The sequence below is a fragment of the Blastomonas natatoria genome (assembly GCF_003201955.1).
Classification (GTDB): Bacteria; Pseudomonadota; Alphaproteobacteria; order Sphingomonadales; family Sphingomonadaceae; genus Blastomonas; species Blastomonas natatoria.
This window is the reverse complement of sequence record NZ_QJJM01000002.1, coordinates 71220-87749: the sequence shown is the minus strand read 5'-3', so window position 1 is coordinate 87749 and position 16530 is coordinate 71220. Positions and strand designations below refer to the sequence as shown.

Annotated in this window: 14 protein-coding genes; 5 read left to right on the top strand and 9 right to left on the bottom strand. The window is 64.5% G+C overall.

Going from position 1 to position 16530, the window contains the following annotated elements; translation table 11 throughout:
- Positions 1-5 precede the first annotated feature (5 nt).
- The gene (locus tag C7451_RS03005) at positions 6-485 is read left to right on the top strand and encodes a DUF6702 family protein (protein WP_146215275.1); all 480 of its coding nucleotides are present in this window, start codon (positions 6-8) and stop codon (positions 483-485) included.
- Between the two features lie 63 nt (positions 486-548).
- On the opposite strand, the gene C7451_RS03000 is transcribed toward C7451_RS03005, so the two are convergent.
- Positions 549-1133 (bottom strand): carboxymuconolactone decarboxylase family protein, encoded by a 585-nt coding sequence (locus tag C7451_RS03000; protein WP_110297505.1) that lies wholly within the window; start codon positions 1131-1133, stop codon positions 549-551.
- Positions 1134-1251: 118 nt separating this feature from the next.
- Here C7451_RS03000 and C7451_RS02995 point away from each other — a divergent pair, with 118 nt between their 5' ends.
- The gene (locus C7451_RS02995; protein ID WP_110297504.1) at positions 1252-2145 is read left to right on the top strand and encodes a LysR family transcriptional regulator; all 894 of its coding nucleotides are present in this window, start codon (positions 1252-1254) and stop codon (positions 2143-2145) included.
- On the opposite strand, the gene C7451_RS02990 is transcribed toward C7451_RS02995, so the two are convergent.
- Genes C7451_RS02990 through C7451_RS02980 form a run of 3 tightly spaced genes read right to left on the bottom strand, consistent with a single transcriptional unit; the run spans position 2142 to position 7696 of the window.
- Positions 2142-3758 (bottom strand): family 43 glycosylhydrolase, encoded by a 1617-nt coding sequence (locus C7451_RS02990; RefSeq protein ID WP_425266451.1) that lies wholly within the window; start codon positions 3756-3758, stop codon positions 2142-2144. The genes C7451_RS02995 and C7451_RS02990 overlap by 4 nt on opposite strands.
- Positions 3755-4756: an alpha/beta hydrolase gene (locus C7451_RS02985; RefSeq protein WP_110297503.1), complete on the bottom strand. Its 1002-nt coding sequence runs from the start codon at positions 4754-4756 to the stop codon at positions 3755-3757. The genes C7451_RS02990 and C7451_RS02985 overlap by 4 nt, the downstream gene beginning before the upstream one ends.
- Positions 4757-4810: 54 nt before the next feature.
- Positions 4811-7696 carry a TonB-dependent receptor gene (locus tag C7451_RS02980; RefSeq protein ID WP_110297502.1) on the bottom strand — a complete coding sequence of 962 codons (2886 nt, stop codon included), beginning with the start codon at positions 7694-7696 and terminating at the stop codon, positions 4811-4813.
- Positions 7697-7946: 250 nt separating this feature from the next.
- Between C7451_RS02980 and C7451_RS02975 the strand changes: the two genes are divergently transcribed.
- Entirely contained in the window at positions 7947-9293 is a 1347-nt protein-coding gene (locus C7451_RS02975; protein ID WP_110297501.1) for a pectate lyase family protein, read from the top strand.
- The gene (locus C7451_RS02970; protein WP_110297500.1) at positions 9290-9745 is read left to right on the top strand and encodes a cupin domain-containing protein; all 456 of its coding nucleotides are present in this window, start codon (positions 9290-9292) and stop codon (positions 9743-9745) included. Before C7451_RS02975 ends, C7451_RS02970 begins: the two co-directional genes overlap by 4 nt.
- Here C7451_RS02970 and C7451_RS02965 read toward each other — a convergent pair.
- The 5 genes from C7451_RS02965 to C7451_RS02945 form a co-directional block, all read right to left on the bottom strand.
- On the bottom strand, positions 9678-11222 hold the full coding sequence (locus C7451_RS02965; RefSeq protein ID WP_110297499.1) for a carboxylesterase/lipase family protein: 1545 nt from the start codon (positions 11220-11222) through the stop codon (positions 9678-9680). The genes C7451_RS02970 and C7451_RS02965 overlap by 68 nt on opposite strands.
- On the bottom strand, positions 11209-12246 hold the full coding sequence (locus tag C7451_RS02960) for a sugar kinase (RefSeq protein WP_110297498.1): 1038 nt from the start codon (positions 12244-12246) through the stop codon (positions 11209-11211). The genes C7451_RS02965 and C7451_RS02960 overlap by 14 nt, the downstream gene beginning before the upstream one ends.
- A complete protein-coding gene (kduD, locus tag C7451_RS02955; protein ID WP_110297497.1) occupies positions 12231-13004 on the bottom strand; it encodes a 2-dehydro-3-deoxy-D-gluconate 5-dehydrogenase KduD in 774 nt (257 codons plus the stop codon). Before kduD ends, C7451_RS02960 begins: the two co-directional genes overlap by 16 nt.
- Before the next feature lie 32 nt (positions 13005-13036).
- Complete coding sequence (locus tag C7451_RS02950; protein WP_110297496.1) at positions 13037-13675, bottom strand: RpiB/LacA/LacB family sugar-phosphate isomerase; 639 nt, start codon at positions 13673-13675, stop codon at positions 13037-13039.
- A 127-nt stretch (positions 13676-13802) separates the two neighbouring features.
- Complete coding sequence (locus C7451_RS02945) at positions 13803-14819, bottom strand: LacI family DNA-binding transcriptional regulator (protein WP_110297495.1); 1017 nt, start codon at positions 14817-14819, stop codon at positions 13803-13805.
- Positions 14820-14984: 165 nt separating this feature from the next.
- On the opposite strand from C7451_RS02945, the gene C7451_RS02940 reads away from it, so the two are divergent.
- Entirely contained in the window at positions 14985-16487 is a 1503-nt protein-coding gene (locus C7451_RS02940; RefSeq protein ID WP_208625129.1) for a UxaA family hydrolase, read from the top strand.
- Positions 16488-16530 lie beyond the last annotated feature (43 nt).

The following is a 16530-nucleotide window of genomic DNA, read 5'->3' as shown; positions in this document are numbered from 1 at the left end:
CGGTCATGACAATGGCAGGCGCGGTGGTTGGCCTTGTTCTGGCCCCGCAGGCGAATGCCCATCGCGGACATGACGCGATGAGCGTCGTGACGCTCGCGCCCGATGGCAAGGTCACGGTCTCGCACCGGTTCGAGGCGCACGATCTGGAACCCGCGCTCGCCGAGATCGCGCCCAACGCGCAGACCAGCTTGGATGATCCCGATGCGATTGCCGAGCTGGAAACCTATCTGCTTGCGCATTTCCACCTGCGGGCGGACGGGGTGGAGGTGCCGCTGTCGGTCTCTTCGGTCGAGATTGGCGTGCGTGATGTGCGTGTGGATTATGCAGGAACCATCAAGCAGCGTCCCAAGGCGGTCGCTGTGCAATCGACCATCCTGCGTGATATCTACCCGAGGCAGGTCAATCAGGTGGCGGTGCGCCGTGGGCAATTCGTGCAGACGCTCCGCTTTTCCGGCGACGAGGTGAAGACCGTCGCACTGCCCTGAACGGTCATGCCCTGATGGCCTGCCGGCCACCAGGGGACATGCCCTCTCGGACAATCAGCCGCCTCAATCGCGACGGGGGGTCCGTCCCTTGGGGTCTTCCCAGCGCAGTGCGGGATCGTTCATGAAATCCTCGAGCGGCGTATGGGTGAGGTGGTTGGTGTAATTGCTGATCACCTTGGTGGCGATGATCGTCACGACCTCGAGCACTTGTGCCTTGCTGAAGCCGGCAGCGAGAAACGCATCGACCGCCGCGTCGCCGGCAAAGCCGCGCTGCTCTGCGACCGTTTCGGCAAAGACGCGCAGCGCCTGCAGGCGGGCATCGGTGATCGGCTGAAGGGTCCGGATCGCCTGGATCACGTCTTCGGGCACACCTGCCTTGCGCGACAGGAAGGTATGGCCCGATGCGCAATATTCGCAGCCATGGAAGACGTTGATTGCCTGATAGACGACCTGCTGTTCGGCGGGGGTCAGCGTGGCTTCGGCGGCGATCAGCCCGAACAGGTCGTCATAGGCCTTCAACGCCACCGGGCTTTCGGCGAGCGTCGCTTGCAGCTTAGGGATGAAGCCCCAGCCTTTCTTGACTGCGGCGAGGCGGTCCTTCGATCCTGCAGGGGCGGTGTCGATGCTGTGGATGGTGAAAGCGGTCATGTCCTGTCTCCGATTGGCCCAGCCCTTAGTGGCTGCGGCCAAACCGGAATTAGGGCATTCCAGAACATTGCAGTAGATATCCGCAGGAGCTAACATCCATTCCTGGAAGGAATGATTGATGGACCGGCTTCAGGCCATGCGCCATTTTGTGACGGTGGCTGATTGCGGCTCGTTTTCCGGCGCAGCACGACAGCTGCGGATCGGGCAGCCCGCGCTGTCCAAGTCCGTCGCGCTGCTCGAGGAGCGGCTGGGCGTCTGCCTCATCATGCGCAGCACGCGAAGCCACAGCCTCACCGAAGCGGGCCAGCGCTTCTATGACGGCGCGCGGCTGGCGCTGGACGAGGCCGATGCAGCCGAGGCTGCGGCGCGCGACGAGGCCGGCTCCTTCAGCGGCAGTCTGCGCATCGCCGCGCCACCGGTCTATGCCAGCCAGGTCGTGATCCCGCTGCTGTCCGATTTTCAGGCGCAGCATCCCGACATTCGGATCGAACTGATCCTCGATGATCGCCGCATCGACCTGGTGGAGGAGGGGGTCGACCTCGCGCTGCGCACCGGGGCGCTCGGCGACAGCAGCCTGCTGGCGCGGCGCATCGACCGTGCTGCACGCATGCTCGTCGCATCGCCCGCCTATCTCGCCGAGATGGGGTCGCCAGGCGATCCGGATGGCCTTTCCGATCACCGCATCATCAGCTTTGCGAGCTTCGATAGCCGCCAGGCCTGGACGTTCGAGCGGGCCGGTACGCGCAAGACCGCCTATCCCGCCGACCCCTTGCTGCGCGTCAACGCGGCCGAGGGGCTGCGCGCTGCAGCTCTAGCCGGATTGGGCATCGCCATGGTGACCAACCGGATGGTCGGTGCCAATCTGGCGCGGGGAGAACTCGTTGCCCTGCTGCCCGACTGGACATTGGGCAACAGCGATATCTGGGTGATCTTTCCCGAAGGTCGGCGGGTACGTCCGCGCGCACGGCTGTTCGCGGAATGGCTGGCCTCGGTGGTACCGGGCCTCGGCTAATCGTCCAGCGCGGTGAAGCGGAAGTCGCGGAATTTTGCTTCGCCGGGGCCTGCCGCATAGAGCCCCGGGCGCAGCATGAGGAAGCCGCCGCGAACATTGTGGTGATAGCCCGAGACTTCCATGCCGCGATCGAATTTCGCCCAGGTCTTGCCGCCATCGCCCGATGTATGGAAGCTGACGATATGCTGTCGGTTGGTTACGCGGATGCGCATGCGGTCGCCGTGCGGATTGACCGGGCGACCCCGCTCGATGCCATATTGATGCGTCACGAAGCGTTCGGCATCGAAGCCCAGGCCCGCATAGAGCTTGTCGTCATAGAACAGCACCAGCCCTGCCGTGCCGCCGGGGGCGAGTTCGATATCGCATTCGAACCGGTAGGAGGTGTCGCCCGCCGTCACCAGCAGTGGCGAACCCGTTGAAGGGGCAAGGCCCTTGCCTTTGAAATACAGCGTGTTGTCGGCCACCCTTGCGCGGGTCGCTTCGTCGGGATCGGGGCGGAAGAACGACCATTTCGTCCCGATCGCGAGGGTGCTGAAATCGTCGGACAGCGCCATGCCGTGCGGCAGGGCCGTCCCGCCGTCTGGCTTGGCAATCGGCGCGGAGAGGTCGCCGCCAGTCATGCGGAACCAGCCATCGGGCGTGAACTCGACCGGATCGAGCAGGCATTGGCGACCAAGCGTCCAATAGCCGTTTTCGAAACCATGATAGAGGCTCCACCAGCTCTTGTCCGGCGCCTGCACCAGGCTGGCATGGCCGCGCGACCACCAGGCTTCGCGGATGTCGGTGGTTCGCACCAGCGGGTTGCCAGGATGCTGCTCCCACGGGCCATGGATCGATCGTGAGCGAGCAGCGATGACCATATGGCCCGTGGGAGGTCCTGCCGTGCCCCCCACGGCGGTGAGCATGTAGAACCATTGGCCGATACGATGGATTTTCGGGCCTTCAGGAGCGAACCCCTCGACATCCCATTCGTCCGGGTATCGCCAGGGGTCGTAGACATGCTCGACCTCGCCGGTCACGCGCATGCCGTCATCGGAAAGCCTCACTCGGTCTCCGCCCGACAGGAACAGCCAGCGCGATCCATCCTCGCCCACGGCATGGCAGGGGTCGATATGCCTGTGCAGGCTGAGCGGCACAGGGTCGGACCAGGGGCCGTCGATATGGTCGGCCCAGATGACGAACGTGTCGTTCTGCGGGCTGGCCTTGACCGGAATGTAGATGAAATAGCGGCCCTTATGCTTTTCCAGGCTGACCGCCCAGACCGATCCGATATTGCGGGTAAGCGCTGGCTTGCGGGGATGCCAGTTCACCAGATCGCGCGAATGCCAGATCAGCAGACCGGGATAGGATTCGAAGCTGGAAAAGGTGAGATAATAGTCGTCACCGTCCTTGAGGATCGCCGGGTCGGGCCGGTCGCCCGAGAGGACCGGGTTGAGGAAGCGGCCATCGCCCAGATCGGCAATGCGCTGGTTGTCCAGGCCCCGGCGCCATTTCGGGGAAGGATCAGGCGCCGGGGAGGGGCTTGCGGGCAGAGATGTTGCAAGCCCCAAGCTGGTGAGCCCCGCCGAGGCGATAGCGGTGCGGCGGGTCAGGAGGGGAAGGCGCCAAGTCACAGGGCCAGCCCCGTCGTCCGCGCCCAGGCACGCCACAATTCGGGCCAGACCTCGACCGGCTTGCCGATCGCCTTGCGCAGCCCGAAGCCATGGCCGCCATGTTCGAACAGATGTGTTTCGACCCGCGCGCCCTTTTCCTTCAGCGCGGCGCGGAGCAGCAATGCGTTATTCACCGGCACAACCGCGTCATCTTCGGCATGGAGGAGGAAGAAAGGCGGGGCATTGGCAGGCACGTTGCGATGCGGCGAGTGCGCAGTTTCGCGCATGGCGGTCGGCGCCTTGCCCAGCAGCAGATCGCGCGAGCCGGGATGGGCATCGGGCGCGGTCATCGAGATGACGGGATAGATCGGCGCGGCGCTGTGCGGCTTTGCGGAAAGGCGGTCGGCAGCATCCACCGCTTCGTAGACTTTTGCATCGAAGCGCGTGGAAAGGTCCGCGCACAGATGTCCTCCCGCAGAAAAGCCCATGGCCGAAACGCGCTCGGGGTCGATCGCAAAATCGCGTGCGCGCGCACGGATGAGGCGCATCGCGCGCTGCGCATCGGCGAGCGGGACATCGGGTCCCGCCGCCCAGCCTTCGCCGGGTAGCCGGTAGAACAGCACGAAGGCGGTGAAGCCGCGCGCTGCCAGCCAGCGGCCCATTTCATAGCCTTCCTTGTCGACCACCACCCAGCGATAGCCACCGCCGGGCGTGATCAGCACCGCTGCGCCATTGGGCTGGTCGGGCCGGAACACCGCCATGCGGGGTCTGGAAATTCCGAATACCGCGCGGTCGGTGACCAGCCGGTCGATCGAGCGTTCCTGCACGGTTTCGACGAGCGGCGCCGCGGGGGCTCCCGGCGCTCCCTTTGGCCAAAGGTCGATGGTCTCGGATGGCTGGGGCAGACCGGGGGGCAGGGCGCCGCCCGGAACCTCAGGTACTGGCGTCTGCGCGCTCGCCAGGCTGGCAAGGCCCAAGGCGAGCGGAGCCGCCATGAGGGACCGGCGGTCGATCGTCATGGCGGCTCCTCCCGTCAAAGGATTGGGCAGCGGCGAACCGCTGCCCGGTTGTGATCAGTATTTGAAGCGCGCGCCCAGGAAGAAGGTGCGGCCGAAATGGTTGTTCTCGTAGTTCCGGTTCGCATCGAAATCGGTGAAGCGATAGCGATAGGTATCGGTCAGGTTGTTGCCTTCCAGCGAGACTTCGACCCATTCGGTCAGCTTGTAGCGGATCGATGCATCGAGGTTGAACTGGCTGCCAAAGCCTTCCAGGACATTGCCGGTGCCGCTCGCGCCTTCGTGCCAGCGGCTGCGATAGGTGCCCATCACGCGCGCCGAGAACTTGCCGTCGTCATAGTAGAAGGTACCGTTGAACGACTGCTTCGACACGTTGGCTAGAGCTGCGCGGCGGGTAACGGGCTGCAGTGCGCCTCCCGGTGCAACTGCAGGGCCCTGCAGTGTAAAGGTGGCACTGCTGTCAATGAACGTCGCGTTGGCCAGAATACCGAAGTTGCCGAAGAATCCATCCGTGAAAGCGCTGAACGGGATTTGGGCAGCAATTTCGACACCCTTCAGCTTTGCACCCTGACCGTTGACCGTGGTGGTCAATGTCCAGATCGGCTGGCTGAGCAGCGCCGGGTTCAGGGCAGCGGGCGAAGATGGGTTGAGCACCGAGACCGGTAGCCCGGTTTGTGCAAAGGTTGCCTCGGTGATCGCTGCCGACTGGGTGAAGCTGCCGACATTCTTGATGAAGCCGGCGACCGACAGTAGGGCCTGCGGAGCGAAATACCATTCGATCGCAAGGTCATAGTTGGTGGCCCGGAATGGCTCCAGGAAGGGGTTGCCGCTGTTGACGCGGAAGTTGAAGCCGTCGGCCGAACCGCCGGGGGTCAGCGAGCCCAGCGTCGGACGAGTGATAACCTCTGCCGCCGCTGCACGGATGATCAGGTTCTGCGTTGGGAAAAATGCGATATTGGCTGCAGGCAGCCAGTCATCATAGCTGCGCTCGATGGTCGCTTCGACCGTTCCCACCAGACCGTAAGAGGACTGTTCGGTTTTGACATATCGGATCCCGGCGTTGAGCGCATATTCGAGGCCAAACAGGTCACCCTTGGCGTCAAACTGCAGATAGCCGCCCTTGGTGGTTTCCTGCACGCCGCGATTATTGCCGGCGTCCAGCGCGAGCGGGCGGCTGTAAAGCCTGGTGAATTCGGCTGCGGTGTCCAGGTTGGGAACGAGCCATGCGTTTGTGTTGCCTGCAGGCTGCCCCGCCTTGCCCAGCTGGAACAGTTCAGAGAGCTGCGGCGTGACCGGGAAGCCGTAGACGGCCGTCGGACCGAACAGGCTGGTGGGCGAGCAGGTGATGGTGCCGAGCACGCGGTCCAGACCGCCATTGCCGCACACTGCGGTATCGCGGGTGAACGCCACGGTATCGAACTCGAACCGGCGCCACATCGCGCCTGCCTTGACTGTGAAGCCGTCGGTGACGTCCCATTCGGTGCGGAACTGGGCGGTCTTGAACTGGTTGACGATTTCCGACGGCCGGTCGCGGATTTCGGCAAGCTGGAACACGCCCGGATCGGTGACGCTGGTGCCGAAGGTCAGCTTCGGGCGCTTCATGTCGGTATAGTCGTAGCTATAGCCCTGCGCGTCACGGTCGTCGAACACGATGGTCGTTTCCACCGGAATGTCTGCGGTCGACTTCGAGATGCCGCCGAGCAGCGTGAACCGGAAGCTGTCCGACAGGTCCTGATCCCAGCTGCCACCGACCTGATAGAATTCGGTGGTGCTTTCGCGCAGGTAGTGCTCGGTGCGGACCCAGGCATCGTTGAACGTGCCGCTGATCATGTTGTTGTTGGAATCGTAAACCGGATTGATGACGTCGATAGAGCGCTCGTTCGAGCGGAACAGCACCTCGCCCCAGCGCTCGCGCCGGTCGCTGTTGAAGCGCGAGAACAGGCCGTCGATCGAGAACTTGGTCATGTCGGTGGGGGCAAACTGGATGGATCCGGTAATACCCAGACGCTCGCGGTCGTGCTTTACCTCGCCATAACGCGGGATGCGCGGGTGGAAGGCGAGGGCAGCCTGGTCGCAGACTGCACTCGGACGATAGACGCCGCCACTGTTGGGGCGAGCCGCCGTGTTGGTCGCGCTCTGCTGGAAGCAGGGGGTGCCGTTGACCGAGTCGAACCGGGCCTGGGCCCAGCGCACGGTGTTGTTGCCGAGCTCGAGCACCTGAGTCTTCTGATAGGCGGCCGAGAGCGACACGCCGAAGGTGCCGGCATCGTTGCGCCAGCTCAGCAGACCCGCAAGACGGGGCCCTGCATATTCGGACAGATCGTTATAGCTGACCACAGCGGAACCGACCGCAGTGAATCCCGCCTTCGCCGCGAGCGGGTTGCCGGTATTGAGATCGACCACCGCACCCAGTGATCCTTCGTCGAGACTGGCTTCGGCGGTCTTGTGCACGACGATCGAGCTGAACAGCTCGGAGGCGAACACGTTGAAGTCGAAGGCGCGATCGCGGTTGGCCGAGGCGCCGTCGGTCGAAGTGGCCACGGTCTCGAGACCGTTGACGCGGACGCGGGTGAACTGGCTCGACAGACCGCGTACGGTAATCGCGCGGCCTTCGCCAGCATCACGGGTGATCGAGATGCCGGGAATGCGCTGCAGCGATTCGGCGAGGTTCTGGTCGGGGAACTTGGCGATGTCTTCCGCGACAATCGCGTCGATCGCGCCGACCGAAGTACGCTTCAGGTTAATCGCGGCTTCAAGCGACTGGCGGAAACCGGTGACGACGATCTCGTCTGCGGCAAGGGCTTCGTCCTCGACCGATGTCGGCTGCTCGGTCTCGGCAACCTGGGCCTGGGCGGTGCCCGCCGCGCCCAGTGCGCATCCGGTCAGCAACGCGACCTTGAAAATGGAAATGCCCGATACACGGTGCGGATGCTGAGTGCGCATGTCTGTCCCCTCCTGATCGCCTTTTTCAGGCAATTGCTACCGGTGTCAAAGGAGAAGATGCACCATGCATCCGATACGCCCTGACACCCTGACTCCCGACTTCCGATGTCTCGCCGGGGCGGACACCGCTGTTCTTCCCGATCATCTGTGGGGAGCGCCAGAGAGGCTGACCACCCAAGGTAACCGGTGTCATTATGTATTGCCCTCTCGGCATCGCTCTGTCAATAACCATGGCAACGGGAGAGAGACCATGCACAAGACCTTGCAGAAAGCCGCCATTATCGGGGCTTTTGCCCTGGCCAGCCTTGGCCATGCCGCCGCCGAGCCGCATCCTGGCGACCCGACCAGAGGCGGTGCAGGCGGGCGAATCATCCGCGTCACCACGCTTGCCAAATCGGGGCCGGGATCGCTGGCAGAAGCGCTGGCCGCCAAGGGGCCGCGCACGGTCGTGTTCGAAGTTGGCGGCGTGATCGATCTGGGGCGCAGCACACTGGAAATCAGCGAGCCCTATCTCACCATTGCAGGGCAGACTGCGCCGTCGCCGGGCATCACGATCATCAAGGGTGGCATCGATCTGCGCACACACGATGTCGTGGTTTCGCATATCCGGGTGATGACCGGCGCGGACGGCCAGGCGCGGATGTCGGGCTGGGAGGCGGATTCGTTTTCCACTGTCGCTGCGCACAATGTTGTGGTCGAACATTGCAGTTTCCTGTGGGGCGTGGACGAGAACATGTCGGCTTCCGGCCCGCGCTTCACCGGAGATACCGTCGAGCAATGGCGTGCGGGCACCAGCCACCATATCGTGTTCCGCGACAATCTGGCGGCCGAGGGCCTGGCCAATTCGAGCCACCCCAAGGGCGAGCACAGCAAGGGCTCGCTGATTCATGATAATGCAACGAATATAATGTTTTACCGCAATGTCTGGGCGCACAATGTGGAGCGGTCGCCGCTGGTCAAGGGCGGGGCGCAGGTGGCGATGGTCAACAACCTGATCTACAATCCCGGCCATCGCGCGGTGCATTACAACCTCATGAACCTCGAGTGGCAGGGGCATGATTATGTCACCGGCGAGATTACCGCGATCGGCAATGTCATGCGCGGAGGCAACGACACCAACGAAGGGCTGCCGTTCCTGATGCTCGGCGGCGATGGCGATCTCGCCTATTTCGGCAAGGACAATCGCGCGGTGGACCGCCACGGCAATCCGCTTCCGCAATTGGGTCGATATGGCGAAACGCGTGCGAAGCTGATCACCGCCAAGGCACCGCTGGCGCGCGTGGACGCCTATGCCGTGCTGCCCTCGGGTGAGGTCGAAACCTCGCTGCTGCAGACCGCCGGCGCACGCCCCTGGGATCGCGCGCCCGACGACATTCGCGTGCTATTCTTCGTGGCCGAAGGTCGCGGCGATATCATCGATGACGAAAGCGAGGTTGGCGGTTATCCCGCGCCGGTGGCGAGCTTCGCGCCGTTCAACGAGGCCGAGTGGAATCTCGAGACGATGACGCCCAAGTCGGGTCGCTATCCGGGACAGAAAGGTGGCGCGCAGGAAGCGCTCTCCACCCGCGATCGGCAGATGCGGACCTCGCAGCCATGAGCGCGCTTCTTGCGCTGATGTTCGCCGCCGCGCCGCCCATGGCAATCGTCGACGAGCTCGATACCGTCAAGCGCGAGCCGCCCCCGCATGGCGCGATCGGCATGAGCACCGCCTGGCGGATCAGCGACCATGTGCCGCAGCCGCGCCGCATGGAATTCCGCCGCCGCACGCTCGATATCGGCGCGGCCATCGGCGAACACCCGATCGCGCATGACGAGGTCTATTATGTGCTCGAAGGCGAGGGCGAGGTGGTGTCCGATGGCCAGCGCGCGGTGCTGAAGCCCGGTATGACCGCCTATCTCTATGACGGCGCGGTGGTCGGCATCTGGCAAAAGGGCGACAAGCCGCTCGCGCTGATCATCGCCTATCCGGTGAAGGATCCGCTCAGCTGCCCGGCTGAATGTACGGCCCCGTCGCCCAAAGCTCCCGCTCGAACCGGCGGGGATCGTTGACCATCGCTGCTGCGCCGTCCCCGATCACCAGCGTCGCGCGGTCGGGCAGGGTGTAGGGCGACCAGCTCTCCAGCCCCGGCCTGCCGGTCCGGGCGAGCCCGGTAAAGGCCTTCATCATCAGATCGCGCGTCGCCTGCGCGCGTTCATCGTTACCGCTATAACTGCCCGGCGCATCCAATGTGCCGAAGACATAGGGAATGTCATCGGTATGCGCCGCGCCGCGCAAGGGATCGATCGGCGAGGGGCGGTCGAGCTGATAGACCCATGTCGCCTTCGCGTCCGCCCTCGCGCGTTCGTCGGCCTCGATCACCTGGCCCGGCCATGACCTGCCCGCCGTGGTGGCAGCATAGAAGAGCCGCTCGGGGGACCAATTGGGAAATTGCGCGCGGTAGCTGGCGACGACCCATTCCGGATCGAGATCGATCTTCACCTCTGCGGCGATGCGGAGCGCGATGTTGGTCCAGTCGAGTCCTTTGAGCTTGGGTCCGCGTGGATCGATGAACGCCCGCGTTTCTTCCGCCGTGTTGCCGAGGATCATCGGGACGGCGAGCGATTGCGGCGCGGCGTCGGGCCAGAAGGGGTGGCGCGGCAGGTTGGTCATGTCGAGCACCGGCCCGAAATACAAGGACCCGCCGATCACAGGATCGGTCGCAGCCAGCGCCTCGACGATGGCCTCGGTCGGCGCAGTGCGCAGGCCCTCGACATCGTCGGGCGCGAGCTTCATCGCCACCATCAGCGCCTGGGTGCGTTTCCAGGCGTTGCCGGGTCCGCTCGCGGTGACCTGCTGCCCGCTCATCGTCGCTGCGCTATGGAACAGGCCGCGTGCCGCCGGCATCGCCATCAATGTCGCGATCTTCGCCCCGCCGCCCGACTGGCCGAAAACCATCACGCGCCTCGGATCGCCGCCGAACTCGGCGATATGGTCTCGCACCCATTGCAGCGCGAGGATGAGGTCGAGCTGGCCCAGATTGCCGCTATCGGCAAAACGCTGGCCAAACGGCTTGAGCCATGCATAGCCAAGCGCATTCAGCCGCTGGTTGACCGTGACAACCACGACATCGCCCTGCGCCGCTAGCCGCTGTCCATGCGTCAGCGGATCGGTGACGGTGCCGTTGCTGTACGCGCCGCCATGGAAATAGACCATGACCGCGCGCCTGGCCCTCGGGTTCGCTTCGGGCGTCCAGATGTTGAGGAACAGGCAGTCTTCCGACTGGGGCAGATCGGGATTGCCGCGCTGCGGGGCGATTGGGCCGGATTGCTGTGCGCGGAGAGCGGGGCCGGTCGAGGGTTCGGGCACGGGCGGAGCGAAGCGTTCGGCGCGGCCATAGCGAATGCCCTTGAAGGCGAGCACCCCGTTCTCACGCATGCCGGTATAGCGCCCGACAACGGGGTCGCCGGATCGGGCGAGGGCAGGGGCTGCAATCACCGCCGCGCCGATGCCTATCAGTGCGCGCCGAGACAGCTCAACGCCGGACATCGCCGCCGCTGGCCGAGAAGGCGGCAAGCTCCGCGGGACCGATCAGGCAGAAATCACCGGGCAGGGAGTGCTTGAGCGCGGCAAGCGCCAGCCCGCATTCAGCCATGGCCTGCGCATCGCCGCCCTGAAGAAACTGATGCAGGACGCCTGCAGCAAAGGCATCGCCGGTGCCGATGCGATCGACGATGCCGGTGACATCAATCTCGGCGGTCTGGTGCTTCGAGGCCCGGCTATCCACTCGAGCGGCAATGCGGTGATGGTCGCTGCTGACGACGTGACGCGCGGTCGAGGCGATAAGCTCGAGATTCGGAAACGCCTCGAACGCGGCTTCTACCGCTTCGCGCCGTCGTTCGGCGCCATCGCCGGAGAACGTCTTGCCAAGCAGTAGCGAAATGTCGCGATGGTTGCCGATGAGCATTGTCGCAGCGCCGACAAGCCGGGTGAGTATGGCGCGCGGATCGCTGTCCCACGCGTCCCACAGGAGCGCGCGGTAATTGCCATCGAAGCAGATCGGTACGCCTGCCTCCTGCGCGGCCGCAACCGCAGCCTCGGCCAGCGCGACGCCGCCCGGGCCCAGCGCAGGCGTGATGCCCGACAGGTGCAGCAGGGCCGCGCCCTGCAGTGCGCCCTTCAGGTCCAGCGCTGCGGGAGAGGCGAGTGCGAAGGCCGAGTCCGCACGGTCATAGGTTATCGAGGAAGGCCGCAGGCCTGCGCCGGGTTCCAGGAAATACAGCCCCATGCGTCCCGGAGCCCGCGTGATGAAGCGCGTAGTCACACCTGCCGCGCCGAGGTCCGCCTTCGCCTTGTCGCCGAGCGGGCTCAACGGCAGCAGCGTCACCATGCGCGTCTCGTGCCCCAGCGACGCGAGCGCGGCGGCGACATTGGCCTCGGCGCCGCCCACGACCATGTCGAGGCTCTGCGCCTGCACCATCATTCGCACGCCTGGGGGCGATAGACGCAGCAGCATCTCGCCGAAACAGACGACGGCCCCGGTGCGATCGGCTCCGCTCACCGCGCGAGCCATCCGCCATCGACGGCGAGCACATGGCCCTGGACATAGTCCGCGGCATTGCTCGCCAGGAACACGGCCGCACCGCCGATATCTGCCGGGTCGCCCCAACGGCCTTCGGGAATGCGCTCCATGATCTGGCGGTTGCGCGTCTCGTCGGCCTGCAGCGCTGCCGTGTTGTTGGTGGCGATATAGCCGGGCGCGATCGCGTTGACGTTCACGCCCTTGGCTGCCCATTCACAGGCGAGCAATTTGGTCAGCCCTGCAACCCCGCTCTTGCTCGCGGTATAGCTCGGCACGCGAATGCCGCCCTGGAAGCTCAGCATCGAGGCGATGTTGACGATCTTGCCGCGCCGCCCGGTCGCCTCGCGCTGCGCGATCATGTGACGGCCTGCCGCCTGGCTGAGGAAGAAGACCGACTTGAGATTGGTGTCAACCACCGCGTCCCAATCCTCCTCAGTAAAGTCGACCGCATCCGCTCGGCGAATGATGCCGGCATTGTTGATCAGGATGTCGAGCCCGCCCAGCGTCTCCAGCACCTGATCGACCACGCCCTGGACCGGAGCGATGGTGCCGAGATCGGCCGATACCAGTTCGCACCGGCGGCCCAGCGCGCGAACCTTGGCGGCGGTATCGTCGGCCGGGGTGCGGCCCACCGCAGCAATGTCTGCCCCTGCCTGGGCAAGCGCCAGCGCAATACCCTGGCCGATGCCGGTATTGGCGCCGGTCACGACAGCCACGCGACCGGAAAGGTCGAAAAGCCCGTTCGTCATGTGATCCTCTCCCCGTATTTCGGGCGGTGTTTTCAGGCGGTCAGTGCCCGCAGATAGGCAGCAATCGCCTCATCCTGGCAATTGGGGTAGAAATATTCGGCGAACTTCTCGCCGGCAACCGCCGCTTTCAGCAGATCCTGATCCACGGTCTTGAGCACGGTCAGCATGTCATGGCAACTGGCGGCCTTGAGCTCCTTGAGGATGCCACGGTTCTTGGCCATGATCGCCGCGCGCTCCTTGGGATATCCCAGGCCGCGCTCGCCATCGAACAGCTTGGCGTAGACATCGCGCAGGTTCAGTTCCGCAGCCCAGCCAAAGCCCTTGGCATAGGGCATCGAGATCGCGTTGCCGTCGTTGATCTGGCCGAACAGAAATGCATCGGTAGGGTCGATGACAAGGCCGCAGAACACGCCAGGCATCGCATTGCACGCCAGCATTGATCCCATGCCGGTCCCACAGCCGGTGACGACGAAATCCGCCGCGCCCGAATTGAGCAGGATGCCGGTAAGCAGGCCGTTCATCACATAGGTGAGTGATGCCGAGTCCTCGGCGGTATACATGCCGTAGTTGAACACCTCATGCCCCAGCGGCACTGCCACATCGGTCAGCGCTTCATGAATGATGCCATTCTTTGCAGCCTGGCTGTTCTCGGTGATCAGGGCGATTTTCATGCGTCTCTCCTGTCCGGGTGAAGGTCATCCAGTGACTCATGCCCGGCTTGGTTCGGGGTTCTGTTGCCGCCTTGGTAACCGGTGTCATTGATTGGTGCAAGCTCTATTGAGGGTCCTGCCAGGCGGCTCAGGCCGGGGCGACCGATGCCCGCTCGATCAGATCGGAAAGGAAATGCGATGGCTGGTCGCGCGCCTCGGCAGGGTCGATCAGCTTGATCGCCGCTGCTTTGGCCATGGCCTGGATGGGCCAGCGCACCGTGGTCAGCGGCGGCCAGATATGCGCTGCGATCGCGGTATCATCGAAGCCGATGATCGACAGATCCTCGGGCACCGACATGCCGATGCTGCGCGCAGCATGGAGTACACCGGCGGCCATTTCGTCGTTGCTGGCAAAGATGGCGCTGGGGCGAGGGGAGGCCGCGAGCAGCTTCTCTCCGGCGGCGATGCCGGATTCGAAGGTGTAGTTGCCCTGCGCCATGATCGCGGAATCCAGTCTTATCCTGGCACGCTCCAGAGCGTCGCGATATCCGAGATCGCGCTCGGCCGCAGAACGGAAGCCTTCGGGGCCAGCAACAAAACCTATGCGCTGATGGCCCTGACCGACCAGATAGGCCACGGCCTTGGCGACGGCCTCCCGGTCGTTGGAGGCGACCATATGTTCGTCATCATCCAGCCGGACCGATCCCATCCGCACATAGGTGACGCCAAGTTCCTCGCACAACTGCGCCAGTGCGTCATTCTCGGAAATCGGGGGAAGCAGCATCACCCCGAACAGTCGCTGCTGCTCCAGAAAGGTGCGGACATCGTCGAGCATGTCAGGTGAGCGCCGATTGACCGGGCGGACCACCAGCGCGAATTCGGTGTCGCGAATGGCCGACAATATCCCTTCCTGCACGCCCAGCACCATCTGCGCATTGGGGTTGTCGTGGATCAGCCCGATCAGGAAGTTCCGCCGGAGCGCAAGCGCGCGCGCCTGAGGATTGGGGACATAGCCAAGCTCGGCGATGACCGCCTCGACCTTCTCCCGGGTGCTCGCGTTGAGCAGGGCAGACCGATTGATGACGCGGCTGACCGTCTTTTTCGATACCCCGGCAAGGCGGGCCACGTCGTTGATCGTCGGCTTGCCCTCTTTCGCTTTGCTCACCTGTTGTTCCGCCCCATCGACTTGCTACACCGGTGTCAGTGTATGCCATCTCCTAAGCGCATCCTTGCACCAAACGCAATCCCGGCAGGATTGACACCGGTTACCATCGCGCTATGGCATAACAGAGCGACCGGCGCAGAGTCGCAAGATCGAGGGGATATCCAGATGCCCGATGCGATGCAGGTGCACGCGTCAGACACGGTGGCGGTGGCGTTGCGCGGCATCGACGCAGGGTCGGGGATTGCAGTCGGCAACAGCGAGGTTACGCTCGTCTGCGACATTCCCGAGGGCCACAAATTTGCGATCCGGCCTCATTCTCTGAACGACCGCGTGGTGAAGTACGGCCTGCCTATTGGCCGGGCCAGTGCTGCCATCGAACCGGGCGAGCATGTCCACAGCCATAATCTGGTTACGGCGCTGGTGGGTGAGCAGGTCTATGCCGCGGGCGGTGCATCGGAGCACGCAGGCTCGATCAACCGGACCGATGCGATGATCTGGCACGGTTATCGTCGCGCCGATGGTCGGGCTGCGACCCGCAACGAGATATGGATATTGCCCACGGTGGGCTGCGTGGCGCTGACTGCGGAGCAGATCGCCCGGCAGGCCGAACAGCGCCATGCTGCATTGATCGCCGCTGGACGGATCGACGGGATCATCGCCTACCCGCACCCCCATGGTTGCTCGCAACTCGGCGATGACCTTGCCGGCACGCGCGCTTTGCTCGCAGGGCTGGCTGCGCATCCCAATGCGGCAGGCGTGCTGCTGCTGGGCCTGGGTTGCGAATCGAACCAGCTCGAGGCGCTGATCGAGGCGATTCCTCCCTCGGCACGGAACAAGGTGCGCAGCCTCTCCTCGCAGTCAGCAGGCGACGAACTCGCCGATACGGCAGCGATCATTGACGCGATGGTGGCCGAGGCAGCGATGGCAGAACGCGAGCCGCTGCCGCTGAGCGCACTGGTCGTCGGGCTCAAATGCGGGGGGTCAGACGGGTTTTCGGGCCTGACCGCCAATCCACTGCTGGGCCGGTTCAGCGAAATGCTGGCAGCGGCGGGGGGAACCCCGATCCTGACTGAAATTCCGGAAATCTTCGGGGCGGAACAGGCTCTGCTCGACCGTGCCTGCGATGCCCAGACCTTCAAGCAAGCCGCAGCGTTGGTGAACCGGTTCAAGCGCTATTATCTCGACCAGGGCCTGCCGGTATCGGAAAACCCTTCGCCCGGGAACATCGCGGGGGGCATCACGACGCTGGAGGAGAAATCCGCAGGTGCGGTGCAAAAGGCGGGAACGGCACCGCTGACCAGCGTCGTGGCCTATGGCGGGCAGGCGATCCGGCCGGGTCTTGCGCTGCTGGAAGCGCCGGGCAACGATGCGGTGTCCTCGACGGCGCTGACCGCAGCAGGCGCGACGCTTGTCCTGTTCACCACCGGGCGCGGCACGCCGCTCGGCTTCCCAGCGCCGACGGTCAAGATCGCGTCCAACCGTGCGCTTGCGACCAGCAAGGCGCACTGGATCGATTTCGACGCTTCGGCTGCACTGGACGGGCCTGTCGAGCAGGTCGATCGCGATTTCCTGGACACACTGCTGGCGATTGCGAGCGGGCAGCGGACCGCAGCAGAGCGCGGGGGCCAGCGCGCGATTGCCATCTGGAAGAACGGCGTGACGCTCTAGCCAGCGCCAGGATGAAAACAGCGCCTCTTGCGAATGACACCGG